Genomic DNA, 21,452 nt, shown 5'->3' on the forward strand with positions numbered 1-21,452 from the left:
TATCCCAATTATCAAAAGCATGAGGCTCCAAAAGCAAACATAGCCCATCAAACTGACTAACTACCATTCGCCGTCTAAGCGTTTTCGATGGGCTTTGTTGCACAAATCGTTCGATAGGCAGTTGTGATGAGCAAGAATGAATCGATACGGTTGAGATAATAGTCGAAGTAAGGGAGAGCATGAAAAGCCGCTACCGCATCTGCAACTGGTCAGAGTATCATGCCGCCTTGGAGGCCCGAGGGAGCCTGACCGTTTGGATAGATGAAGGGGTGCTGAGCGCCTGGAAGAACAAGCAAAAGACTGGCAAGCGAGGCGCGTCGAATACCTACAGTGACCTAGCGATAGAGACCTTGCTGACGCTGAAGACAGTGTATCGCTTGAAGCTGCGCCAGACAATCGGGTTTGCTCGCTCTTTATTCGAGCTGATGTCAGTCGAGCTAGACCTGCCGCACTACAGCACGCTCTCACGCCGAGCCAAGGGTCTGAACATAGACTTGTCAGTGCAGCCTGCGAAAGGAGCCCGCCATGTCGTGGTCGATAGTACTGGGGTAAAAGTCTATGGCGAAGGCGAATGGAAAGCCCGTCAGCATGGCGTGAGCAAGCGCCGCAGTTGGCTCAAGCTGCACGTGGGGATAGACGAAGCGACAGGTGAGATTCTGGCGGCTGTGGTGACGCCGAACTCGACTCACGATGGTGAAGTGCTGCCCGAGCTACTTGACGAGATCGATGATGAGATAGACCAGGTCAGCGGTGACGGCGCTTATGACCAGAGCCACTGCTACGATGCGATTGACGAGCGCGAGGCGACGGCGGCGATACCGCCGCGCAAGGATGCCAAGATCTGGTTCCACGGCAACCGCAAAGGCCCGGCTCATCCGCGCGATGAGAACCTCAGACGCATCCGCAAAGTGGATCGCTCAGCTTGGAAAGAAGAAGTCAACTATCACCGCCGTTCGCTCAGCGAGACGGGGATGTACCGACTCAAAACCGTTTTCACAGGTGAGGTGTGTGCCAGAAAGATAGCAGCTCAAACCACCGAGTTGATGATTGAATGTAAGGCGCTCAACCGGATGACGCAGCTCGGAATGCCTGATAGCTACCGCGTTGCAGCCTAGAAAACGACCGAGATGGGAAACCCCTGTCCCTTTCTCAATTCATGCAACAAAGCCGTTTGAGAGCACAGCTGAATAAACTCAACGGCTCCTTGCCGATTCACTGCACTCAGACCATTGCCGATTTCAATCAAAATGGCTTCTGTAATCCACACTCCTGCGGCGGCTTCAACCAGAGGCAATAAAGCCAGTGCCTTAGCATGGTATTGATCGCGGGAATTGTAGAGGGCTTGAATAAACACGGTGTCAAGAAACAAACGCTCTTTGCTCATTGAGCGCGCTCTCGCTTCGGGGTGCCGTAAAGATAGTGGTCGTGCTCTTTTGACCAATCTTCTGGCATCTCTACTGTGCCAGCGTGGGCACGCAAAGCTGTCCAGGCGGTTCTAACAACTTCCGACTGTATGGTCAAATCTTCGCTAGTCGCTATGGTTGGTTCTGACAATGCTTCATCAATCACTACTACTGCGCGATGCGTTCCTGGTGGCAAGTCTGATGCTAGCTCAATCATTAGCTTTCCTTCATGGTTGACTGTGGCAATCGTTTCTATGGTTTTCATCGTTCAGCCTTTCCCATGTCCTGAATGCTACTTCTAGTATGGCACCTATCGCTTCCTAGACCGCTGGAATTTTGGCAACTTGTGCGGATTGCAGTGCTTTGGGAAACTGCTTCCAGGGGATGTCGCCGTTCTGGCTATGAAGGTAGAGTTCGCCGAACTGGAGCAGTGCTTCGGCTTCGGTGGGAGGAACCTGGGTGAACAGGTAGGTGGCTTTGTCTGGGGCGGAGAAGGCTATAGCACAGGGGCTAGAGCAGGCCCAGACAAAGCCGACGTCGCGAATTTCCAGTTCAGCTTGATGTGACCAGGTTTGATGCTGGGTCTGGAGTTGGTTGAGCAGTTTGGGATCGTCAGAGAGTTCGTTTAGAATGAGGATGGCATGGATTGAAATCTTACTTTGCTCGGGGGCACAGTGATGACTATTGCTGAACAGATTTATACTCTTGTCAAAAGTCTTCCTCAAGATCGAGCAAACGAGGTTTTAGCTTTTGCTGAATTTATTGGTTCCAAGCACTCGATCGAAAATCCATTAACAAATACGGCAAACACTTCGCTCCCCTGGACAGAACTGGTTGACTCTTTGACTGGCGCTTGGGCAGATGACTTTCCTAGTTTGGAAAGTATTCGTGCTGGAGAATGTAGTTCTTTTTGATCGGGATGCCGCTTTGACTGTGGCTACGATTCGGGCTCAATTGGAACGGCAAGGCACACCGATTGGAACGATCGATGTTTTGATTGCAAGGGTAGCACTTTCACTTCAGGCAACACTCGTTACCCATAATGTTGCAGAATTTTCTAGGGTTTCGGAATTAGCGATCGCAGATTGGTGCTGACAGATAAATCAACAAACTCAACCCTCAGAAACAGATGGGATTTTGGCGATCGCTGCGGATTTCAGCACTTCAGGGAACTGTTTCCAGGGAATGTTACCGTTCTGGCTATTCAGATAGAGTTTGCCAAAGTAGGGTGGGATCAGATATGGCTCATTGCTTCGGTAACCGTTGAGTCACATATTTCAAGACCAATACGGCCATTTCTAAAGCTTCTTCAGCGTCACGTCTTTCTGGCTCAATCAAACCTCCTGGATATCGAAATTCTGTTGCGTAGGGAGTCAAGATTTCTGCTGCTTCTTGCAGGCTTTGAAAATCAGGTTCGGAAGACGAACAAAGTCCTACTAAAACATCCACATCGTGAGTTTTCATAAACGCTTTGTTTTGAGATGCCAAATAGGCCTTTAACGCTTTTTCAGCAGACTGCTGACAATGATAAACAACTGCATCGAGTAAAGATTCCTTGTTATCAAGCAGTACTTGAGCGACTTTCAAATCTCGCTGGCTTTTGATCAACCACTGCTGAATTTCTTCGAGCTGGGCATCATCCATATAAAACTTTACCTTGACGAAGGGCTTGACTGACTAACGAGTTGGATACACTGGCCTGGCGCTCTACCTCTGCGCGAGTCATGACCAGGATGTCTTTAGGAATGCCCATCCCGCGCAGTGCTCTGTGGGCTTTGCGCGCCCGCCGGTAGCGAGGTTCGTCTGACTGAGAGACGATGACCAAGATATCAACATCGCTATCTTCAGTGGGTTCCCCGTAAGCGTGAGAACCAAACAAAATAATCTGCTCTGGTTTGAGTGCAGAGACCAATCGTTGGGTCATTTGCTCTAGTAAATCAAGGGTAAGTTGGGTCACAAGGCTAACTCATTCAGAGGCTTTGAACCATTCTACACTGCTGGGATTTTTGCGACTTCAGTAGATTTCAGAGCTTCTGGAAACTGCTTCCAGGGGATGTCGCCGTTCTGGCTGTTGAGGTAAAGTGCGCCAAACTGAAGCAGGGCTTCGGCTTCGGCGGCAGGAACATTGGTAAAGAGGTAGGTGGCTTTGTCTGTAGCGGAGAAGGCAAGGGCGCAGGGTTGGCTACAGATCCAAGGGCAACCGACTTCTTGAATGTCGAGGTCGGCTTGATGAGGCCAGGTTTGATTCTGGGCTTGGAGTTTGTTAAGTAATTGGCTGCCATCAGACGGGGTGCATCCCACTTTTGTAGACGTCCTGTCTGCCCTCACCCTAAATCCCTCTCCCAGGACGGGAGAGGGACTTTGAATCCGGCTCCCCTTCTCCTATTTTGGGAGAAGGGGTTGGGGGATGAGGGTCAATGCTGAGGGCTTGCATAATTGGGATGCGCCCTTCAGACGGGGCGTCGGCATCGGGCTGATCAGTTTTGAACTTGCAGGATTTGCAGATTAATAAAGTATGTTTGGACATGGGCTTATTTCTTGTCTACCAAATGTTTAAATAAATCATCGAGAACCAGGTTGGCTGCTTTTACGTTGTCGCCGATCCAATAGCCTGGTACCTCATAAACAGCGTTGTTTTTTACAGCATTAAGCTGCTGCCAGAGGGGATCAGTTTGGAGGTTGGTTAAAGCAAATTGGGCTGCTTTAGCCACAGTATTCTGATAGCCATAAGTCCACACAAAAATGACGTCGCCGTCGGCATCGGCAAGGCGTTCTTTACTGAGATCGAATAAACCGAAGATGTCTTGCTGCTGAGCTGAAGGACGTCTGAGGCCGACATCTTCGATAATTGTGCCGGAAAAGGATTGTTTGAGTTCTAAATCGAATACTTCTGGGCGTACTCGCATCACGGAAACCTCTATTTGATTTGGAGGAACTCCCAAGCGCTGGCGAAATTCTTCAATCCGCTGATAATAGGTGGCCATTAGTTGCTCAGCCACCTTAGTTTTATTGAGCAAGTCGGCATAATACATCAGCATCTCTTTCCATTGCCCAATATGTTGCCAATCTTTGAGTACCGTCGGCGCTATTTGGGAAAGCTGATTGTAAATCTCTTGCCCGCCCCAGCCAAAAATTAAATCGGGTTTGAGAGCAACCAGCGTTTCTAAATTGGGGGGATCGCCAATATTTTCAATGGCCTGAATCTGTTGCTGAATTCCTAAGATTTTAGTCAATTCGCTGTGCCAGATGCCGACGGGTTCTACCCCCAAATCCAGGGCAAAAAAGCCAGCACCGCCGATGCCAACTACTCGCTGTGGATTCATAGGTATACAGGTTTCCCCCATATCATGTTGGACAATTCGACAATCGGGGCTGGACGTTTCTGAAGGGCCAAGGATTGGCGATGGGCCTGGTGTACAGGCAAGGATGACCCCAATGGTAAACACCACCAGCAACAGCCATCGGAGTAGCCGATACATCTTACTGAGGGATGAAGGCATCATAGAGTTGACTAAAATTCGACAGAAATGGAACCGACAATCGTAAACGGAGTACCGGGACTGACACGGATGCGGCTGTCAGCGGATTCAATATAATTCACGTCAAACAGGTTTCTGAAATTGAGCGCAGCATTCCAGGTTTCACGCCGGTAGAACAGGCTGGCATCGGTACGTACATAGCCGGGGACGGTAAAGGTATTGCTGCGATCTCCCTCCCATTGGCTGGCAAAAAATAGCCCGATTCCTGCCCCTAACCCCTGTAAATTGCCTGATTGAATCTCATAGGTGGTCCACAAACTACCGGAGTTATGCGGCACGCCCGCCAGCTGATTGCCCTCATCGGGGCTTCAATTCGTTCCAGATTAGCCGTTTCCACTGGCGGCGAACTCAGTCCCCCTTCACGGAAGCCGTTGCGTAAAAAAGCTCCGCGGAACTGGTCAAAGCCACGAATGATGTAAGAATCACGCGACCCGCCAAAGGTGTTGGTCTGTTGAACACCACTGACATTGCGTAAGGCATCCTGAATCTGGATCACCTGCTGTTCTTCGATGACCTCGCGGGGAATCACCTGAATTGACTGGGGCATGTCCCGCAAGGGAGTGTCGGTTAGCGTAGCAGTGGTCGCCTCATCGACAGTGTATCCTGTGTCTAATTCCCCGGTGACGGTGACTTGAATCGCTTCTTCGGGGGTGGTTGCTGCCTCTATTCCCGGTAGTACAGTTAGCACCAAGCCCTGAGCTTCAGGGTTCAGAGTAGCTGTAGGCGGGGCATCCGTCCCGGTTATCGAAACCCGTACTTGCCCATTCGAGAGGCCCATTACACTTACCAGGGCAATACCTGCTGCCGGATTAGCCGTCTGAAACTCGTTACCTTCAGCCAGCGCCAGCGCTGCGTTGGGAATATCAGCGATCAGGGCATTGCCCACTACCGAGGTTATAGGAGCAGCCAACGCCTCAGATGACTCTAATCTCACTTCCAACCCGTTATCCGTGGCAGTCACTTGAACATTGGTGATCTGTACCGGCAATTGCGCCATCTGAGCAACCTATGCTCCGACGGTCGCTGCGGGCGGAGGCACAGCGGGAACGGTAGGGGTAAAGGGCAGAGCGTGAGAAGGGCTGTCTGTTTTTTGAGCATCTATTTCTGAGGCAAAACCGTTGGGCATCAGCAGAAATGGCAAAATACCCGATGCCACTACCAGACGCACGAATTGATTGGCCATAACTCCATACACCAGTTTGTAGATTCTCAGTTCCCGAAAAACTACTCGAGAACCTTTCTCAATAAAAGTACAGGGAGTGATGCCTGAAAAGTGCCTCTAATGATGGCTTGCCGGAGCTTTTTAGAGGGATATCCGGAGTATTGTGCTAAGCCCCCTTTGAGTTGTGTCGCCGCTGTCTGGCATACTCGCCGGGATTGAGCCCAAATTTTTTGCGAAAAGCTACCGCGAAATGACTGCGATCGGCAAAGCCAATTTTGTGGGTCACATCAATGACTCTCTCGCCTGCAGCTAATAAATGCTGAGCTTTCTCCAGGCGGTAGTTGTGTAAATAGCCAAATACTGTGGTGCCAAATACCTGGCGAAACCCCTGCTTCAGCTTGTGATCATTGATGGCAACCTGTCGCGCTAGTTCTATCAAGGTAGGGGGCTGATCAAACTGGTTAATCAAAATGTTCCTGGCCTGGTGAATACGCTCGATGTCATCTGGTTTTAGTTCTGATTTCTGTGTAGACGTTTGCGCCTGTTCTGTAAACTGGCAAAACCGCAGAGTTAACAGCTCCAGGGCTTTGCTTTCCAGAAAAAGTCGCCGCATGAGCCCCTGATAGGGACAGTGCAAAATCTGGTGAACTACCGTCTGCATGGCAGCGGTCATGGCCCCTTGGTAGTAGTAGGGCTGAATACGTTCGCCCGTGGCAGCCCGCTGAATCTCCACAGGCAGCGCTGCTAACTGAGCGGGAGAAAAACTTTGAAGAAATTCAGCCGGGTCAAAGCAAACTTGAACTCGGGAAATTTGCTGGTCGGCGGCCCAGTCTTCCATCTCGGAAACGCCAGTGATGCCGCTTAAATAAGTGTACCCAGGAGACTCGTAAACGGTGTCGGTCAAACCATGCAGATAAGTTCTGGCCGTTCCGGCAATAAAAAAACTCAGCACAGATTGAGCAACGTCATAATTCTGAGATTTTAACTTTAGAGAGTTGGTCAGGTGATGATCGTAGCCACATAACTCCAGGCTGTTTTGCAGCGGTAATGACCACTTATGAACAGCCCCAATTTTGGGGCAGTGACCTTTGCAACCCGTAATGACCCCGTCGGAATAGCGGCTGATCGCACCGGTCTCCTGCCCTTCGTACCATAGTTCGTCCCAATCTTGCTCTGATAGTGTTAGAGGCATTTGCGATCCACCTCACTGCACTGCACACAGTGTTTCTACAGTTGCGATTTATTATCATCTAACCTGGATTGCTTGTCAACAAGAAGACGATCGTGTTGCAACCCCTTGACCGCTAGAGTGACGGAGCCGGAGGAATCCGGGCAAGACGATGAGGACGAAGTTTGGCAGGTAGCTGATAGGCAGGCATCCTGCCGTCTTCACTGTCGAGATAGAGTTTACTAACAGACAGCAGGTCGGCGGCGCAGGTAGTGGTGTTGAGGTCGGCGCATCAGGTCAAGCCTAGAGGCAAGTTACTGTTAGGGTTTACCCTGGTAGTAGCCTTGGGTTGGGCAATTGTCACCAGACTCGTGCAGATTTGCCAAGGAGCTAGACCATAAAGTACTTGTTTCTCAGTACCTGACTCCCCTCTAAGGTGAGCTGCGCATTTTTACAGACCGCTAGCGGCGCGTCATCACCCGCAGCAGTTTCATCAGCGAGTCTGCCGTTCAGGTAGCCGTTCTCAATCACATATTGTAAGTGCTTCTGAACATCGGCTTTTTTTACGACCTTATCGTCAAAGTCGTCGGGATAGAAGCTAATATCCTGGGCCACTTCCTCAGTATGCTTTGCTTTGTTGAGCAGGTAGTAAATGATATCGTCGCGACGCTCATTGTCAGGGAAAGTCATGGTCAATCTCCTTTGTCTGTAAGTGGCTGGTATTCTTGAAAAACTCCCAAGGCAAACGCTCTGAAAGCAGCCTCTCTTGAGAGCAATCTAATGAGACAGATTCTTATCAAGAGTATACTAGTTGAGCAGCTAAAGAAAAATATCCCCCTAGAGACGTAAGGGGCGCATCTCATTCCTATGCAAAATCCGCAGACCTCCTTCTATACCGATTTCTGAACTGCTGAGAGCGGGCTCAAGTGTTTAGCATCGAGGTCAATAGCCAACTGAAAAGGATAAGAAAAAGCTCATCTCTCATTTTGAGAGATGAGCTTGACCTGGATTTGAGAGGATCCATCGATGAAACCCGAAGCGCTCTCGAAACTTTCTTTCAGAGAGCCGGGAAATGCTTACAGTCCGATTTCTTGCTTAATTTGAGCTGTCCAGGCTTGGATACGCTGCTCTGTTTGGTCAGATTCATTGTCTTCGTCTATCGCCAGCCCGCAAAATTTGCCATCGCGGATAGCCAGAGATTCGTTATGCTCATAACCGTCGGTAGGCCAGTAGCCAACGGTCTTGCCACCGAGCTTAGAAATCTTTTCTTCGAGTATTCCCATTGCGTCCTGGAAGTTGTCAGCGTACCCCACCTGGTCTCCTGTGCCAAAATAGGCGACAGTTTTACCACTAAAGTCGATGTCGTCTAGCTCGTCAATCACCCCCGCCCAGTCATCTTGGAGTTCTCCAATATTCCAGGTTGGGCAGCCAATAATCAGATACTCATACTCAGCCAGTGCGCTGGGTTCGATCTCGGCAATGTCTTTCAAGTCAACCACTGCGTCGCCACCAAGCGCGGCTTGAATTTGTTCCGCCACATCCATAGTCTTACCCGTGGTTGAGCCATAGATTAAACCTATTTTAGCCATAGTTGTCCTTGATCCCTACGTTATTCTTGCCTGCGTCATTCTTGGGAATTATTTTCAATAGGCCCAGTATACACCTATGAGTCAGCTGAGAGCAGCTTTTGCCAAGATAATCCGATAAGATCTTTCAATAGTAGGCGACTATTCACAGTACGACGCCCTATGACAACTGAATCTTTAAGTGTGTGCTGTTGTCCTAGATTTGAGTGTTCTTACAATTGCGACTTTGCCATAGCGGGGATCGATTTCAAGTCCCAAGATTTCTATCCGGTGGCAACCTGGCTGAATCTCGTAAGGGCTAGACTCTCCTGGACTTAGAGATAAACCAGCGTTGAATATCGCCTTGCGGTGCTCTAAAGGTAAGAAAGCCGTTTCTCCGGTTGCTAAAGCGGCCAGATTCCGAAACGAGAGTTGCCCTGTATGGGTGAGGATACCGGCAGGAGTAGGACATCGATCGCACCAGCTCACTGCTAAAAACCAGCGGGCATCAGCTATCCGAGAAAAAACTCGCTCTGAGTGGGGATGCTGTAGCACCCGATAGCCTCCTTCCACCGAGAGAATGGTTCCTCCCAAAAAACCACAGGCAACACGAGTAGATGGGTTCATGATCAGGCTCTGGGTTGTAGGTTTCTCATGTAGTTGACCGAACAACGATCGCAGCCATAGCGGTTACAAACCCCACCATAGCAAAGCGTCCGCTCCAGAGTTCGGCTCGTCTGGAAGGGCTCAAGGGCTGAACAACTGGTTCTTCAGGAGCGAATTGAATCTCGCTAACCCGTTCATGAGCTGTATTTGAGTGGTTTTTAGAGGGTTTCATGATAATCTGTGATATTGACAATATGGCTATTTTGGGGCAGCAACTAGGGCTAGGGTCGCTACCAGCAAAGCTAAAGACGTCGCTGGTACAAGGAAAAGGATTTTGCGGTAGACATTGGCACTGCGGTCAACTACGCCAGTACTAAATTTTCGCAGCTGTCCAGAGCGATACAGTCCATCCCGGTGATGGCGGTCATAGCGAGCCATCCGGGCAAAGGGCAGCTCACCCTGAGATCGCTGGGGCAAAATCCGTCGGCGCTGGTAGGGTACGGTGTAGTCGCCAAAGTGATCTAAATATTCTTCGCTGCCTAGCAGCGCCTTGACAAACCCCTGAAGCCCTTTTGTCGCCAGCACAATCGACCAGGCCAGTTTCTCCTGATTATTGTACACAGGGCGACCCAAAATCCGCTGAATACAGAGCTCCACGAAGCGGTAGTTATTGTTCGTTTCATAATTCAGTCTGCGAAATGAGTCAGAGAGCAGCAGGCCCTGAATAAAATCTCGCATTGTCAGCTGGCCGCTGCGCAGCTGAGATTCCAGCGCGACCTGCCGATGGGCCGCAATCAATTGCTGCTCGTTAAAAATCTGTCGATAGGCCGCCCAGATCACCTCATCCATTTCTGCCCGGGCGGGCAGGTTGTCCAGCGTGTACTGCCGGGGCTGTTCCTCCCCCGGCACTTCAAAGCCCTCAACCCGCTGGTTTTGGCTAGAGAGGGGATAGCCTAATAGAGGAATGGTCATTGTTAAGCATCTCCGCAAAATTTGAGTAAACGTTTGAGCAGAGGCAGGGCTTTACCCAATCCCGGCCCGTCCGATTTCCAGCAGAATAAAGCAGGCAAAGAGCACGCCGCCGATGCCGCCGATTAGGAAACCCGAGGTAAACAGGCTCCAGTCGCTGTAGGTTTTCAGATTGGTCGGCAGATTGCCCCTGGGCTGTTCCTGCCTCTGAAACACCGCGCCGCCGTAGATAAACAGACACAGGCTCAAAATCACAACCAGGCCAGTGGCGCTGCCCAATCCGGCTAGGAGGGCCTGGTCGCTGTTGCGAAGCGGCCCCAGCTTGAGGAACGGCCCCAGCAGCAGATAGCCGTGGGCCATGCCAATTTCTAGCCCCCGTGTCACCGGCGAGAGACCGGCGCGATAGATTGGCAGATTTTTGATCCAGGTGCGGCTGAGCGAGCTACTGTTCAGGGGAGTGGCCAGATTGCCCAGCTGCGGGTTGTTCTGCGCGGGCTGCACGATCCCTTCAAACAATGGCTCACGGTTGAACTGGGTATCGCCGTAGACGGCACCCGGATTGAACTTCATTTTGCTGAAGTCATAGCCCGCCGCGATCGCGCGCGATCGCAGGCCGTGCCAGAAATGTCCTGCCAGCAGCAGGCTGGCCAAAACCACGTGGAACAGCATCAGCCAGGTGCGCGGCGTGATCACCCCGTCGGCGCTAGTCGTGCCTAAAGGTCCGTAAAACACTTCCGGGTACACCGTGCCATTCACCCAGACAAAGTAGGCTGCCAAAAAGCCCATATAGGCCAGCGCGGCCTGACTGTAAGCCAGATAGGCTTCGCCTGACCAGACAAACAGCCCCTTGGCCCAGCTCGTAGGCGCAGTGCGGATATGCCAGAGGCCGCCCAGAATGCAGATTGTGCCAATCCACAGGTGACCGCCGACCACATCTTCCAGGTTATTGACGGCGGCCATCCCCTGAAGCGTCCAACCCTCGGGGGTAAGGCCGACCAGGTAGCCAAAAATTCTCAGCGGGTTGAGAGTGGGCTGAGTAATCAGCCGCACATTGGCGACGGCGGGGTCATACAGGCCCCCGGCAAAGACCGCCTTAATCACTAGCAGCAGCGCTCCGACCCCCAGCAGCACCAGATGGATGCCGAGGATCGTGGTCATTTTACGACCGTCCTGCCAGTCGTAGCCGAAGCCTTTTTGATCCAGCTTGGCCGGTCCCAGCACTGCGTGGTAGATGCCCCCCGCGCCCAAAACCGCAGAGCTGACCAGGTGAACCACCCCGATGGCAAAGTAGGGATAGACATCCACCACCTGACCATTGGCCCCGATGCCCAGACCCAACGTGGCCAGATGGGGCAGCAGAATCAGGCCCTGGTCATACATCGGCAGGCTGGGGTCAAAGCGCCACAGCTCAAACAGGGTCATCGCCCCGGCCCAGAAGACAATCAGCCCGGCGTGGGCGACATGAGCCCCCAGCAGCTTCCCAGACTGATCCACAAAGCGAAAGTTACCGGCCCACCAGGAATAGGGGTTGAGCGAATCAGCCACGTAGTTCCTGGCTGCAGCGGTGTCGGTCGAAAAGCCAAGGGGCTTGAGCGGATTGGTTTGAGCTGTGGTCATGGTAGGCTTACCTCGCCGCGAGTGGATTCAGTCACTTTGCCTGCGGTAAAGCTGTAGCCCGCCGCCCGCAGAGCGTGGAACAGGTGCCCCTGTAAAAAGAAGAATCCCAGCCAGAAGTGGGCATTGGCCAGCCAAACCCGAGCCGTCAGGGCTCCGTCGGGGCTGACAAACACCGGAAAGCGATTAAACACAAGGTTTAGCGTGGGCCCATAAAACTCGGGAGGATATACCACCGCGTTGACCGACACAAACAGCGTAGCGATAAAGGCCATTAGACTCACCGCGCCGATACTGTAGGACAGGTAGGCTTCGCCCGACCAGACAAACAGATTCTTTGTCCAGGGCAGGGGAGCGGTGCGAATGTGCCAGAGGCCGCCCAGTAGACACATTGCTCCAACCCAGATGTGGCCACCCACAACGTCTTCCAGGCGATCGACGCTGGCCAGCCAAAACTGGCCCTCGGTGCCCAACAGATAGCCGAAGATAGTGGCCGGGTTCAGGGTGGGGTTGGTAATCACCCGGACGTTTTGTACCACCGGATCATACAGCCCGCCGAAGGCCATCGCCTTGGCCACGAGCAGAAAGGCACCCAGCCCCAGCAGCACCAGATGAATGCCCAAAATCGTGGTCATTTTGTCGGTGTCGTCCCAGCGATAGCCGAAGAAAGGAAATTTATTCTCTAACTTCGCCGGTCCTCTAAGGGAGTGAAAAAGGCCGCCCGCTCCCAGAAAAGCAGAGCTAATCAGATGCAATGCCCCAATCACAAAGTAGGGATAGATATCCACAACCGCACCGCCTTCACCCACGCCAAACCCCAGACGGGCCAGGTTGGGCAGGACGATCAGCCCCTGTTCATACATCGGCAGGGTTGGGTCAAACTGGGCCACCTCAAACAGGGTAATGGCCCCGGCCCAGAACACAATCAGCCCAGCATGGGCGACATGAGCTCCCAAAAGCCGGTTGGAGAGGTGAATCAGACGAGCATTGCCCGCTCGTCGAGGAATTTGGGTATTGACATTGTCAACAGCAGCGATCATAGCGTAGTTCTCCGAATTGAGATTGAGAAAATTCAAATTGCAGATTGCGATCGCTCAGCGCTAGAGACAGCGATCAAACTAGCCTCAGGTGGCAGATCCCGTCACCGCATCTACCGTCACTGGCGCAGCATCGGCCATGACGTCAAAGAAGGTGCCCCGAGCGGCGGTGCGAGCCCGATAGGCATGCCACAGATGCCCCAGCAGGGCCAGAAAGCCTAGCCCGGCATGGACGCTAGCCAGCGCAGTGCGCACCGATTCGGACGTGCCAATGACGGGGCCATAGAAGACGCTGGGGTAGGCAATTTCGTTGACTGAGACGAAGACGGCTGCGCTCAGACCCGCGATCGCCAGAGCTCCCAGGCTGTAAGCCAGATAGGCTTCACCGGACCACACCAGCCGCTGTTTAGCCCAGGTCAGGGGCTTGGAGACAATATGAAAGATCCCGCCGCCAATGCAGAGCAGACCGACCCAGACATGGCCACCAACGACATCTTCCAAATTGTCTACGCTGGCCATCCCGGTAATCGTCCAGCCATGGGGGCTAAAACCCAACAGGTAGCCGAAGACGCGGGCCGGATTGAGATTGGGCTGCACCAGCCGTACCTGTTCTGTCAGCGGGTCGTAGAGACCGCCAAAGCGGGTTGCCTTGAGTACCAGCAGCAGGGCTCCGACCCCCAACAGCACCAGATGGATGCCCAAAATTGTGGTCATTTTACGACCGTCCTGCCAGTCGTAGCCAAAGCCCTCCTGATCGAGCTTTTCAGGGCCGAGCACCGCGTGGTAGAGACCACCAGCCCCCAGCACGGCTGAGCTAATCAAATGCACCATGCCGATGGCGTAGTAGGGATAGAGGTCAATAACCTCGCCGCCCGCCCCCACGCCCAGGCCCAGGGTAGCCAGGTGGGGCAGTAGAATTAAACCTTGCTCGTACATCGGCAGGCTGGGGTCAAAGCGCGATAGCTCAAACAGCGTCATTGCCCCGGCCCAGAAGACAATCAGTCCGGCGTGGGCCACATGGGCTCCCAACAGTCGTCCCGAGAGATCTTTAAAGCGGATGTTGCCCGCCAGCAGCGGTGCCCTCACCGCTGGCGTCGTCTGCACTGACCAGCCCAGCGATCGCAGTACCGGGGTCCAAAAAATTCCGTTACTCATCGTCAGATCCTTAAAAATGAATCAAATTCAAAAGCCATTTCTTCAGCGGCTTGGGATTGGGGGATGACCGCGATCGCGCCAAAATTTCATAGTCGCGGCAGTGGATAGCGTCCTCTGACAGCGCCTCCGTCGGATGCACCGGGCACTTCAGATGGGGACTGCGCGTGTAGTACCGACAGCGGTAGCAGGGAATCTGGTGCAGTCTTCGCAGCCGCTGATAGCCCTCTTCAATCGCGAATAACAGCGACAGCACAAACCCTACCAACACGCCCCAGATGACAAAGGGAAACAGTACGGCTAGCAGGTGTTCAGAGACCGGCATAGTTAGCGTTCCTCCAGGAAAGTGGGCAAGCGCCCAAAACCCGATCTGGGCGCTTGCGGTTGAGCAGAATCAGCTGATGGTGAGGTCAGACCTCAGTTGCGCTCAGCGCCTGTTCCACCCGACGGAAGTCAAACCCAATGGCCCGCAAAGCGTGCCACAGATGACCCTGGAGGAAGAAGAACGCCAGAAAGAAGTGGGCATTGGCCAGCCAGCAGCGAGAGGTATGGGTTCCCATCGGCAGCGCTATCGTATCGACGAAGTAGGGCGTAATTCCCAGCTTTATCTCCAGAGGAGGTCCGTAAAACTCCGGCGGATAGGCTAGCGTATTGACCGCGCAGAAGTAAGCGGCCACGAATCCCGCCAGGGCAATTCCTCCCAGGGAGTAAGACAGGATAGCTTCTCCAGAAAATATCAGCAGGTTCTTAGCCCACTTCAGCGGCGGCACCAGAATATGCCAAACGCCTCCGGCAATCAGCAGCACCCCAACATAGACATGGCCGCCGACCAGGTCTTCTAGACTGGTAATGCTGGCAAAGTGAGTTTGATAGCCGTAGATTACCAGCGGGTCGAGGGTCGGCTGGACGGTTCGCACCGTTTGAGTCGTCGCATCGTAGAGGCCGCCCCAGATCGTAGCCTTAGCCACCAGCAGCAGCGCTCCTGCGCCTAAAAACAGCAGGTGATGACCTAGAATCAGTCCTAGCTTGGCCGGGTCATCCCATTCAAAATGGAACCTACGAGCTGGCCCCTTGGCATCCTTCAAATTGGCAGGCGCTTTGAAGGTGTGAAATAGGGCTCCAGCCCCCAGCACTGCCGAAGAAATCAGGTGAACGACACCCACGACGAAGTAGGGATAGGTATTCACCACCTGACCGCCTTCACCTATGCCGAGGCCCAAAGTGGCCAGGTGCGGCAGCAAAATTAAGCCCTGCTCACCCATGGGCAACCCAGGGTCGAACCAGGACAGTTCAAATAGAGTAAAAGACCCTGCCCACAGGGTAGTCAGCGCGGCTTGAGCAACGTGGGCCGCAATAAACAAGCCTGACATTTCGGCAAAGCGAGCATTGCCCGCCCACCAGTCGTAGGTCACATCTCTCTGGTCGTAAGTTTGCATAAAGCTCTCATCCTCAATTCAGGAATATGCTTGGTCATGAATGCTTGTTGATTTCATTTCTCAACAAGGCTATTCAAACATAGATCGGAATAGATCTCAATAAGTAAACGATAAACTTATGTTGCGCAACCTACCAGTTCTGAGAAAAGCATCTTTCTTCCGATAGATTAGCTTCCGGAATTAGACTAATCACCCTTCCTCTAGGTGTCGGCTCCAGGCCCGATCCTTTAGTCCAGATCTATGAAATTCTATGAAATTCTAGGGAATTCTAGGGAATTAAGTCATTTCTCAGAACACAGTACGCTGCCAGGATAAAAATCTAATCTGGTGTCATGGGATACTGACGAGCAGAATTCTTGGGCTGCTAGCGCAGTCTACTTGAAAACGAAAATCATCTATCGCGGCTCACGGCTCAACGCAGACTGCCTATATGACCCGTTTGTTGAGAGCTAATATTGATTAAAATTTGTTAATTATCTCTGCTCTCCAGCAGTAACCAGGCTGGTAGAGAGCGAGCCGCCATCAGCCACCACGGGAGTCTCGGGCATTAGTCGGCTCCAGCGGCAAACAGGGCATTGGGAGTCAGAGATAGGTCGGTCAGCTGACGCGATCGCACCTGATCTTCGCCAGAAAATACGCCTATTTCGCTAAAAGTATCCCCCTCTAGCGCCAGTATCAGCACCGTTTGCGCTTGCGGATTCACAACCCAATATTCTGGGATGCCTACGTCCTGGTACTGCATCCGTTTAGCCACATAGTCTTGCTGCCACTGGAGCTCTCTGGGGCTGACGACGGGGCTGACGACTTCAATCACGACCAGGGGCGGGGGCATAGTTAGCCGAATGGTATTGCGTCGGGCCAAGAGCGCCACGTGCTCTGCGCTTAACCGACTCATCAAACCGCGTTAGAATTGCACAAGAATATGGCAGGTTTGGCGATGATGGCTCTCACCTTGGAACTTCAATCCGCAGATATTGACCTGAGTGACGAGCAGTTCTATCGACTCTGTCAGGTTAACCGCGACCTGCGGCTAGAGCGTACGGCTGAAGGAAAGCTGATTATTATGCCGCCGACAGGTTGGGAAACGGGCAACCGCAACTTTAGGATTGCTCAGCAGTTGGGTAATTGGGCGGATGCAGATGGAACAGGCATCGGGTTTGACTCTTCTACAGGCTTTCGGCTTCCGAACGGGGCGATCCGTTCGCTGGATGCCGCCTGGGTGCAACGAGAGCGGCTAGAAGCGCTAAATCCCGACCCGACAAGTTTTTGCCCCTCTGCCCTGACTTTGCAATTGAGTTGCGGTCTGCCAGCGATACCCTTTCAGATGTGCAGGTCAAGATGCAGGACTATCTGGAGAACGGCCTCAGATTGGGCTGGCTGATCAATCCTCAGAATCGGCAGGTGGAGGTTTACGGCTTGGGTCAAGCCGTAAAGGTGCTGGACTCGCCGACTGAGCTATCAGCGGAACCCGTGTTGCCTGGATTTGCGATGAGTTTGAGGCAAATTTTGTAGGTCACTCAGCTCTTGCAATATCTCCTTCGGGTTGAATTATCTGATAAGGATGGAATCTTTGCGACACTGGCGGATTGCAGCGCTTCTGGAAACTGCTTCCAGGGGATGTCGCCGTTTTTGCTGACGAGATAGAGTTGACCAATAGGATACGGGCAACCGAAATTCAAGATTGGTTCAGCGATTAGGAAACTGGGCCGATGCCGATGGTACAGGTTTGGTCTTTACAGTAAGTAGGAAGGACTCGATTTAAGCTCGACCCGAACACAGCAGGCTGGAGCCTGGAATCACCTCAATGCGCTCAACTAGGTCGGAGTCAAGGGTTGACAGCAGCTCTGCATCAGCGGCGACGGGTACGCCATCGATAAAGATGGTCACGGGCTGCCCGCGCAGGCTGGGGTGGCGATCGCCAAGGCTAGTATATCCCGGCACTTCGGATGTAAGGATGTCCTGCAGATTTCGAACCGTGCTGGATCGCCGCTCAATCTGCTCTCGGGCAATGATGCTCCCCTGAGTCAGGGGAGCATCGGCACCACCGGGAAGGCAAGAGGTTGCCAGTTGCACAGGGTTCGACCGGGCGGCGACGGGCGAGGTGAGGAGTAAGGTCATGCTGCCCCAGAGACTAAGGACGGAGAGCGATTTCAGGGTGTGGCGCATCATGGGCAGGCAGGGGTGAAGGGCTCTGAGTATCCACGTTTAGCTTAGCTAATACTGGATGATAGAATCTTGGCCCCCGGCGAATTTCCAAGCTTTCAAATAAATCCATCGGCAAATTTGCATATTGCTGCATAAGCTGCACAATTTTTTTCCCGTGCTTAATCTCTAGGTCAAAAACTGCGAAGAGGTTTTGCCTGTAGTTATCTATAAATTTCAACTGGGCCTGAATTCCTTTTCGATTAAGTAAAAGGTAACAAGTCTCAGTCATGACAGGCCAAGCAATAACCAACGGCTCATCATACTTCTGAAAAGCCTGATTAGCAGCTTGATGATACGTATCTTTCTGGTCAACGAGTGCCAGCCAAAAGCCTGTATCAACGATGATCATATTTTGCACTCAATTGCTCAGACAGCACTTGCTTGTAGTTTGTAGAAAGATTTTCTTCAACGGCAACACAGCCAATGAATCCACCCTCTTTGAATTGCTGACAGGGGCTTTTCTCAGACTTTGACTCTGGCTGAGTGGACTTGGAGTAGCGCTTTTTCAGAATCTCAATAAAATCTGCTAGTAGTGCTTGAGCGTCTTCGGGCAGCTCCTGAATGTCTTTTTGAATTTGTTTTAAACTAAACATAATAAATTCCGGTATGTATTATGTAATGACGATTAAAGGAGAGGAACGCGCGCACTTTGCTCATTGGTCGATTATTCGTTTTGGGGTGCCGTAAAGATAGTGGTCATGCTCCCTTGACCAATCTTCTGGCATCTCTACCGTGCCAGCGTGGGCACGCAAAGCTGTCCAGGCTGTTTTGACAAATTCTGGTTGTGTGGTCAAATCTGCGCTAGCTGCCGTGGTTGGTGCTAATAATGCCTCGTCAATTACCAATATTGCGCGATGGGTTCCTGGTGGTAAATCTGATACCAGCTCAATGATCAGCTTGCCTTCATGGTTGGCTGTGGCGATTCTCCGTTGGAGACACTGCGTGAACGTTTCTATGGTTTTCATCGTTCAGCCTTTTCCATGTCCTGAGTGCCCTTTCTAGTATGGCACTCATCCTTTCTAGACTGCTGGAATTTTGGCGACTTGGGCGGATTGCAGTGCTTCTGGACACTGCTTCCAGGGGATGTCGCCGTTGTGGCTGTTGCGGTAGAGCTCGCCGAACTGGAGCAGGGCGGCGGCGCTGTCGGCAAGGGGCAGGTCGGTGAACAGATAGGTGGGCCGATTGGGGGCAGAGACTGAAACCACGCAGGCTCTGCTGCACATCCACAGGCAATCGACGGGTTGAATGGTGATGGGTGAGTCTTGGGCTTGAAGGGTGTTGAGCTGCTCTAGCAGTTGAGCGCCCTGGGAGGGCTTTATGCGTTTGTGGGCAGCATCGTTGCAGGACTGGCAAACAAATAAGATGTGTTTGGACATAGATCTTACTGATCATCTACTATAGAAGTTACGCATTGACAAATGGTACAAGATAGTATCAGGCAAAGGTTGCTGCTGTGGCATGGTCTTGGATGAACTGACGAATGACCGGCACGAACAATTGCCGCGATAGCGCATAACAGTTCCTAATCACCCCCTGAATAGACAACCGTTGCAACTTGACAAAGGCCCGTATCGCGCAATAGACGTGATTCCGAATCGCATGTTGATCACGGACATAAAACCGCTCGATGTTACACACCTGCTTGATGACTCAATGAAAACACTCGATCTGCCAATGCTCGTCATGCAGCTGCTTGAAGTCAGCTTGAGACAGCTGCTCTAGGGCCTCTAGCTCGGGTCGATATAAGATGTAGTAACGCGGTTCGTGCTGGAACGGCTGACAAAACACCTTCACCCAACCAAACTCTTTGAGGTAAACCATCAGACCTGACTTGGGAATCTCTAAGGTCTTCACCTGCACGACCTGTCCCCGCACTAAGGAGACTTTGCGATTGGCAGCAATGCCGAATAGAAAGCCGACTTTCTCGTTTCTGAGAAACTTCAGATTCTCCAGACTTGAATACCAACTATCGCCTGTCACCCATCTCGGCTCAAGCCCCCACTGCTTGACTTCTAGCACCATCTCGCGAAAGTAGTCGTTCTTGGTTTTGCCCTCCCGTTTATCGTAGATGCGAAAGTTGACTGGGTAGGCATTGCCTGCTAGGTCGGTGTAGTACAAAGTGATCAGATTAATCCCTTTGACGCTGCGGTTGTGCTTGCCGGACCAGAAATATCCAATGAAGGCGCTCTTCTCTAGGTCTCGATAGGGCTTATCCTCAACACTATCGTCCACACTCAGGCTGCCGCCGACCAGGTTCACCTCCCCTTTGACTTCGTCAAATAAGTCTGCTGCGGTGTATCGCTCCCGCAGCAAAAACCGATTGACACTATCATGACTCACCGTTTCGAGGATCTCGGCTAAGCGTACACAGCTGACATACCTGGGCTCTGCCAGTAGATACAGGGTGTACAAGCTACAGTTACACTGAGCAGTAGACGCTTTCGTTAGCTGACGCATCTTGGTTAGCTCGCTGGCCGGAGGGATACCTGCATCACCTCACAAAGTGTCCGCTTTGTCAATGCGTAAGTCCTATACTAGATATTTGAATAGGTCATCAATTACGGAATTAACTGCAATTGGCCCACAGGACATTGAATAAAGCTCCATGCCATATACTCTATCTTCCTGAACTGCCTTCAATTGTGACCAAAGTGGCTCTTCTCTGAGTTGCTTTAATGCTTCCTGTGTATCAGGACTATTAACGTTTAGAATCAACAAGATATCACCGTCTAAGTCTGGAATATGCTCCTTACTAAGACCATGTAACTGACGATTCGATTCACTAGAAAATTGAGATTGACTTGGAGGGCGGGGTAATCCAGCATCCTTTAGTATTGAGCCAATATATGTAGATTCGGGGTAAAGATCGAAGCCAGTTGGATAAATAGCGATCGCTGAAACTTTGGTGTTCTGAAGCCGTTCACCCATTTGAGCTTTAAACTCCTCCAGTCGAGTATAGTAAGCTTCTACAATTTTCTTTGCTGCATCTCCTTTTCCCAAAGCATCTGCATATACCGCTAACGACTCTTGCCATTCTGACCCATTTTTATCTTCAACGATGACAGTGGGTGCTATTTGTGATAAGAGGTCGTAAATTGTCTCATCAGCAGCCCAGGCATTACCTAAAATTAAGTCTGGTTTAAGAGCAAGAACCTTCTCTAAATCAACTGGATGGCCTGTATCTTCAATTCCCTCAACTGTTTCATCTGAATGCAATCTCTTCATGTAATGATGTGAAGTACCTACAGGCTTAACCCCTAAAGCGAGCGCATGATCAAGTGAACAAGGTTCTATCGCCACTACTCGTTGTGGGTTGACTGGCACATTGGTTTTGCCCATAGCATGTTCAACGACTCGGGTTGAAGTCGGTGGTGAGTTGGATAAAGCAGGGCTGTGTCGGTTAGTTGTGCTGTCAGATATATTGCCACTACACCCTGACGCTGTAGCGAATATAAGTACACCTACTAGAAATAGATGAATAGCCTTATACATCTGCATTTTCAACAAGCTGTGTAGCGATGAAAATAAATTTTGGTTAATTGTCATAGATCTAATTTCAATCGAGAGGCTGAAAAAGAGAAAATCTTCTTTCTCAG

At 51.7% G+C, this 21,452-nt stretch carries 27 protein-coding genes and 4 pseudogenes; 3 read left to right on the plus strand and 28 right to left on the minus strand.

Annotation, left to right across the window (positions count from 1 at the left end; genetic code table 11):
- Positions 1–179 precede the first annotated feature (179 nt).
- A complete protein-coding gene (locus tag IQ241_RS00590; RefSeq protein ID WP_193904468.1) occupies positions 180–1,115 on the plus strand; it encodes an IS5 family transposase in 936 nt (311 codons plus the stop codon).
- Here the strand turns inward: IQ241_RS00590 and IQ241_RS00595 are convergent.
- The 3 genes from IQ241_RS00595 to IQ241_RS00605 are packed head-to-tail and all read right to left on the minus strand — an operon-like array spanning position 1,112 to position 2,128.
- Complete coding sequence (locus IQ241_RS00595) at positions 1,112–1,384, minus strand: PIN domain-containing protein (RefSeq protein ID WP_193904469.1); 273 nt, start codon at positions 1,382–1,384, stop codon at positions 1,112–1,114. The genes IQ241_RS00590 and IQ241_RS00595 overlap by 4 nt on opposite strands.
- Entirely contained in the window at positions 1,381–1,668 is a 288-nt protein-coding gene (locus tag IQ241_RS00600) for a hypothetical protein (protein ID WP_228021238.1), read from the minus strand. The genes IQ241_RS00595 and IQ241_RS00600 overlap by 4 nt, the downstream gene beginning before the upstream one ends.
- A 55-nt stretch (positions 1,669–1,723) precedes the next feature.
- Entirely contained in the window at positions 1,724–2,128 is a 405-nt protein-coding gene (locus tag IQ241_RS00605) for a DUF1636 domain-containing protein (protein WP_228021239.1), read from the minus strand.
- Between the two features lie 175 nt (positions 2,129–2,303).
- Between IQ241_RS00605 and IQ241_RS00610 the strand changes: the two are divergent.
- Positions 2,304–2,498 (plus strand): annotated as a pseudogene (locus tag IQ241_RS00610) (VapC toxin family PIN domain ribonuclease); the annotation flags it as partial.
- A gap of 150 nt (positions 2,499–2,648) precedes the next feature.
- Here IQ241_RS00610 and IQ241_RS00615 read toward each other — a convergent pair.
- From IQ241_RS00615 to IQ241_RS00700, 18 genes and pseudogenes are all read right to left on the minus strand, one after another.
- Positions 2,649–3,047, minus strand: a complete 399-nt coding sequence (locus IQ241_RS00615; protein WP_193904470.1) for a HEPN domain-containing protein — start codon at positions 3,045–3,047, stop codon at positions 2,649–2,651.
- Positions 3,040–3,360: a nucleotidyltransferase domain-containing protein gene (locus tag IQ241_RS00620; protein WP_322743522.1), complete on the minus strand. Its 321-nt coding sequence runs from the start codon at positions 3,358–3,360 to the stop codon at positions 3,040–3,042. The genes IQ241_RS00615 and IQ241_RS00620 overlap by 8 nt, the downstream gene beginning before the upstream one ends.
- Positions 3,361–3,392: 32 nt before the next feature.
- The gene (locus IQ241_RS00625; RefSeq protein ID WP_322743523.1) at positions 3,393–3,704 is read right to left on the minus strand and encodes a DUF1636 domain-containing protein; all 312 of its coding nucleotides are present in this window, start codon (positions 3,702–3,704) and stop codon (positions 3,393–3,395) included.
- A 230-nt stretch (positions 3,705–3,934) separates the two neighbouring features.
- On the minus strand, positions 3,935–4,906 hold the full coding sequence (locus IQ241_RS00630) for an iron-siderophore ABC transporter substrate-binding protein (RefSeq protein ID WP_193904471.1): 972 nt from the start codon (positions 4,904–4,906) through the stop codon (positions 3,935–3,937).
- Positions 4,907–4,914: 8 nt separating this feature from the next.
- Positions 4,915–5,199, minus strand: coding sequence for a TonB-dependent receptor domain-containing protein (locus tag IQ241_RS00635; RefSeq protein WP_265579865.1), 285 nt, complete (start codon positions 5,197–5,199; stop codon positions 4,915–4,917).
- Entirely contained in the window at positions 5,154–5,939 is a 786-nt protein-coding gene (locus IQ241_RS00640; protein ID WP_193904473.1) for an AMIN domain-containing protein, read from the minus strand. The genes IQ241_RS00635 and IQ241_RS00640 overlap by 46 nt, the downstream gene beginning before the upstream one ends.
- 9 nt (positions 5,940–5,948) lie before the next feature.
- Positions 5,949–6,125 carry a hypothetical protein gene (locus IQ241_RS00645; RefSeq protein WP_193904474.1) on the minus strand — a complete coding sequence of 59 codons (177 nt, stop codon included), beginning with the start codon at positions 6,123–6,125 and terminating at the stop codon, positions 5,949–5,951.
- Positions 6,126–6,270: 145 nt separating this feature from the next.
- Positions 6,271–7,296, minus strand: coding sequence for a helix-turn-helix domain-containing protein (locus IQ241_RS00650; protein ID WP_228021241.1), 1,026 nt, complete (start codon positions 7,294–7,296; stop codon positions 6,271–6,273).
- 112 nt (positions 7,297–7,408) lie between these two features.
- Positions 7,409–7,549 (minus strand): annotated as a pseudogene (locus IQ241_RS26095) (DUF1636 family protein); the annotation flags it as partial.
- A gap of 113 nt (positions 7,550–7,662) precedes the next feature.
- Positions 7,663–7,962 carry a hypothetical protein gene (locus IQ241_RS00660; protein ID WP_193904475.1) on the minus strand — a complete coding sequence of 100 codons (300 nt, stop codon included), beginning with the start codon at positions 7,960–7,962 and terminating at the stop codon, positions 7,663–7,665.
- A gap of 386 nt (positions 7,963–8,348) precedes the next feature.
- A complete protein-coding gene (gene fldA / locus IQ241_RS00665; RefSeq protein WP_193904476.1) occupies positions 8,349–8,861 on the minus strand; it encodes a flavodoxin FldA in 513 nt (170 codons plus the stop codon).
- Positions 8,862–9,701: 840 nt separating this feature from the next.
- Positions 9,702–10,415 carry a phycobilisome rod-core linker polypeptide gene (locus tag IQ241_RS00670; RefSeq protein ID WP_193904477.1) on the minus strand — a complete coding sequence of 238 codons (714 nt, stop codon included), beginning with the start codon at positions 10,413–10,415 and terminating at the stop codon, positions 9,702–9,704.
- Positions 10,416–10,466: 51 nt separating this feature from the next.
- Positions 10,467–12,029 carry a chlorophyll a/b binding light-harvesting protein gene (locus IQ241_RS00675; RefSeq protein ID WP_193904478.1) on the minus strand — a complete coding sequence of 521 codons (1,563 nt, stop codon included), beginning with the start codon at positions 12,027–12,029 and terminating at the stop codon, positions 10,467–10,469.
- Positions 12,026–13,066: a chlorophyll a/b binding light-harvesting protein gene (locus tag IQ241_RS00680; RefSeq protein ID WP_193904479.1), complete on the minus strand. Its 1,041-nt coding sequence runs from the start codon at positions 13,064–13,066 to the stop codon at positions 12,026–12,028. The genes IQ241_RS00675 and IQ241_RS00680 overlap by 4 nt, the downstream gene beginning before the upstream one ends.
- A gap of 84 nt (positions 13,067–13,150) precedes the next feature.
- Positions 13,151–14,218 carry a chlorophyll a/b binding light-harvesting protein gene (locus IQ241_RS00685; protein ID WP_193904480.1) on the minus strand — a complete coding sequence of 356 codons (1,068 nt, stop codon included), beginning with the start codon at positions 14,216–14,218 and terminating at the stop codon, positions 13,151–13,153.
- A gap of 10 nt (positions 14,219–14,228) precedes the next feature.
- Complete coding sequence (locus IQ241_RS00690) at positions 14,229–14,540, minus strand: hypothetical protein (RefSeq protein WP_193904481.1); 312 nt, start codon at positions 14,538–14,540, stop codon at positions 14,229–14,231.
- An 85-nt stretch (positions 14,541–14,625) separates the two neighbouring features.
- Positions 14,626–15,651, minus strand: coding sequence for a chlorophyll a/b binding light-harvesting protein (locus tag IQ241_RS00695; protein ID WP_193904482.1), 1,026 nt, complete (start codon positions 15,649–15,651; stop codon positions 14,626–14,628).
- Positions 15,652–16,198: 547 nt separating this feature from the next.
- A complete protein-coding gene (locus IQ241_RS00700; protein ID WP_193904483.1) occupies positions 16,199–16,546 on the minus strand; it encodes a Uma2 family endonuclease in 348 nt (115 codons plus the stop codon).
- A 42-nt stretch (positions 16,547–16,588) separates the two neighbouring features.
- Between IQ241_RS00700 and IQ241_RS00705 the strand changes: the two are divergent.
- Positions 16,589–17,163 (plus strand): annotated as a pseudogene (locus IQ241_RS00705) (Uma2 family endonuclease).
- A gap of 246 nt (positions 17,164–17,409) precedes the next feature.
- Here the strand turns inward: IQ241_RS00705 and IQ241_RS00710 are convergent.
- The 7 genes and pseudogenes from IQ241_RS00710 to IQ241_RS00740 form a co-directional block, all read right to left on the minus strand.
- Positions 17,410–17,820 (minus strand): TonB-dependent receptor plug domain-containing protein, encoded by a 411-nt coding sequence (locus IQ241_RS00710; RefSeq protein ID WP_228021242.1) that lies wholly within the window; start codon positions 17,818–17,820, stop codon positions 17,410–17,412.
- Positions 17,783–18,205 carry a type II toxin-antitoxin system VapC family toxin gene (locus IQ241_RS00715; protein WP_193904485.1) on the minus strand — a complete coding sequence of 141 codons (423 nt, stop codon included), beginning with the start codon at positions 18,203–18,205 and terminating at the stop codon, positions 17,783–17,785. Before IQ241_RS00715 ends, IQ241_RS00710 begins: the two co-directional genes overlap by 38 nt.
- On the minus strand, positions 18,192–18,449 hold the full coding sequence (locus tag IQ241_RS00720; RefSeq protein WP_193904486.1) for a DUF2281 domain-containing protein: 258 nt from the start codon (positions 18,447–18,449) through the stop codon (positions 18,192–18,194). Before IQ241_RS00720 ends, IQ241_RS00715 begins: the two co-directional genes overlap by 14 nt.
- Positions 18,450–18,509: 60 nt before the next feature.
- On the minus strand, positions 18,510–18,821 hold the full coding sequence (locus IQ241_RS00725) for a hypothetical protein (RefSeq protein ID WP_193904552.1): 312 nt from the start codon (positions 18,819–18,821) through the stop codon (positions 18,510–18,512).
- Positions 18,822–18,875: 54 nt separating this feature from the next.
- The gene (locus tag IQ241_RS00730; protein ID WP_193904487.1) at positions 18,876–19,232 is read right to left on the minus strand and encodes a DUF1636 family protein; all 357 of its coding nucleotides are present in this window, start codon (positions 19,230–19,232) and stop codon (positions 18,876–18,878) included.
- 58 nt (positions 19,233–19,290) lie between these two features.
- Positions 19,291–20,313, minus strand: a pseudogene (locus IQ241_RS00735) (IS701 family transposase).
- A gap of 72 nt (positions 20,314–20,385) precedes the next feature.
- Entirely contained in the window at positions 20,386–21,402 is a 1,017-nt protein-coding gene (locus IQ241_RS00740; protein ID WP_193904488.1) for an ABC transporter substrate-binding protein, read from the minus strand.
- Positions 21,403–21,452: the final 50 nt, after the last annotated feature.

It is taken from the genome of Vasconcelosia minhoensis LEGE 07310 (genome assembly GCF_015207255.1).
Taxonomy (GTDB): Bacteria; Cyanobacteriota; Cyanobacteriia; order Phormidesmidales; family Phormidesmidaceae; genus Vasconcelosia; species Vasconcelosia minhoensis.

Excerpts from the sequence above, each read along its gene's own strand:
- IQ241_RS00590 (WP_193904468.1), top strand. The coding sequence starts at position 180 with ATGAAAAGCCGCTACCGCATCTGCAACTGGTCAGAGTATCATGCCGCC.
- IQ241_RS00595 (WP_193904469.1), bottom strand. The coding sequence starts at position 1,384 with ATGAGCAAAGAGCGTTTGTTTCTTGACACCGTGTTTATTCAAGCCCTC.
- IQ241_RS00600 (WP_228021238.1), bottom strand. The coding sequence starts at position 1,668 with ATGAAAACCATAGAAACGATTGCCACAGTCAACCATGAAGGAAAGCTA.
- IQ241_RS00615 (WP_193904470.1), bottom strand. The coding sequence starts at position 3,047 with ATGGATGATGCCCAGCTCGAAGAAATTCAGCAGTGGTTGATCAAAAGC.
- IQ241_RS00630 (WP_193904471.1), bottom strand. The coding sequence starts at position 4,906 with ATGATGCCTTCATCCCTCAGTAAGATGTATCGGCTACTCCGATGGCTG.
- IQ241_RS00640 (WP_193904473.1), bottom strand. The coding sequence starts at position 5,939 with ATGGCGCAATTGCCGGTACAGATCACCAATGTTCAAGTGACTGCCACG.
- IQ241_RS00645 (WP_193904474.1), bottom strand. The coding sequence starts at position 6,125 with ATGGCCAATCAATTCGTGCGTCTGGTAGTGGCATCGGGTATTTTGCCA.
- IQ241_RS00650 (WP_228021241.1), bottom strand. The coding sequence starts at position 7,296 with ATGCCTCTAACACTATCAGAGCAAGATTGGGACGAACTATGGTACGAA.
- IQ241_RS00660 (WP_193904475.1), bottom strand. The coding sequence starts at position 7,962 with ATGACTTTCCCTGACAATGAGCGTCGCGACGATATCATTTACTACCTG.
- fldA (WP_193904476.1), bottom strand. The coding sequence starts at position 8,861 with ATGGCTAAAATAGGTTTAATCTATGGCTCAACCACGGGTAAGACTATG.
- IQ241_RS00670 (WP_193904477.1), bottom strand. The coding sequence starts at position 10,415 with ATGACCATTCCTCTATTAGGCTATCCCCTCTCTAGCCAAAACCAGCGG.
- IQ241_RS00675 (WP_193904478.1), bottom strand. The coding sequence starts at position 12,029 with ATGACCACAGCTCAAACCAATCCGCTCAAGCCCCTTGGCTTTTCGACC.
- IQ241_RS00680 (WP_193904479.1), bottom strand. The coding sequence starts at position 13,066 with ATGATCGCTGCTGTTGACAATGTCAATACCCAAATTCCTCGACGAGCG.
- IQ241_RS00685 (WP_193904480.1), bottom strand. The coding sequence starts at position 14,218 with ATGAGTAACGGAATTTTTTGGACCCCGGTACTGCGATCGCTGGGCTGG.
- IQ241_RS00690 (WP_193904481.1), bottom strand. The coding sequence starts at position 14,540 with ATGCCGGTCTCTGAACACCTGCTAGCCGTACTGTTTCCCTTTGTCATC.
- IQ241_RS00695 (WP_193904482.1), bottom strand. The coding sequence starts at position 15,651 with ATGCAAACTTACGACCAGAGAGATGTGACCTACGACTGGTGGGCGGGC.
- IQ241_RS00700 (WP_193904483.1), bottom strand. The coding sequence starts at position 16,546 with ATGAGTCGGTTAAGCGCAGAGCACGTGGCGCTCTTGGCCCGACGCAAT.
- IQ241_RS00710 (WP_228021242.1), bottom strand. The coding sequence starts at position 17,820 with ATGATGCGCCACACCCTGAAATCGCTCTCCGTCCTTAGTCTCTGGGGC.
- IQ241_RS00715 (WP_193904485.1), bottom strand. The coding sequence starts at position 18,205 with ATGATCATCGTTGATACAGGCTTTTGGCTGGCACTCGTTGACCAGAAA.
- IQ241_RS00720 (WP_193904486.1), bottom strand. The coding sequence starts at position 18,449 with ATGTTTAGTTTAAAACAAATTCAAAAAGACATTCAGGAGCTGCCCGAA.
- IQ241_RS00725 (WP_193904552.1), bottom strand. The coding sequence starts at position 18,821 with ATGAAAACCATAGAAACGTTCACGCAGTGTCTCCAACGGAGAATCGCC.
- IQ241_RS00730 (WP_193904487.1), bottom strand. The coding sequence starts at position 19,232 with ATGTCCAAACACATCTTATTTGTTTGCCAGTCCTGCAACGATGCTGCC.
- IQ241_RS00740 (WP_193904488.1), bottom strand. The coding sequence starts at position 21,402 with ATGACAATTAACCAAAATTTATTTTCATCGCTACACAGCTTGTTGAAA.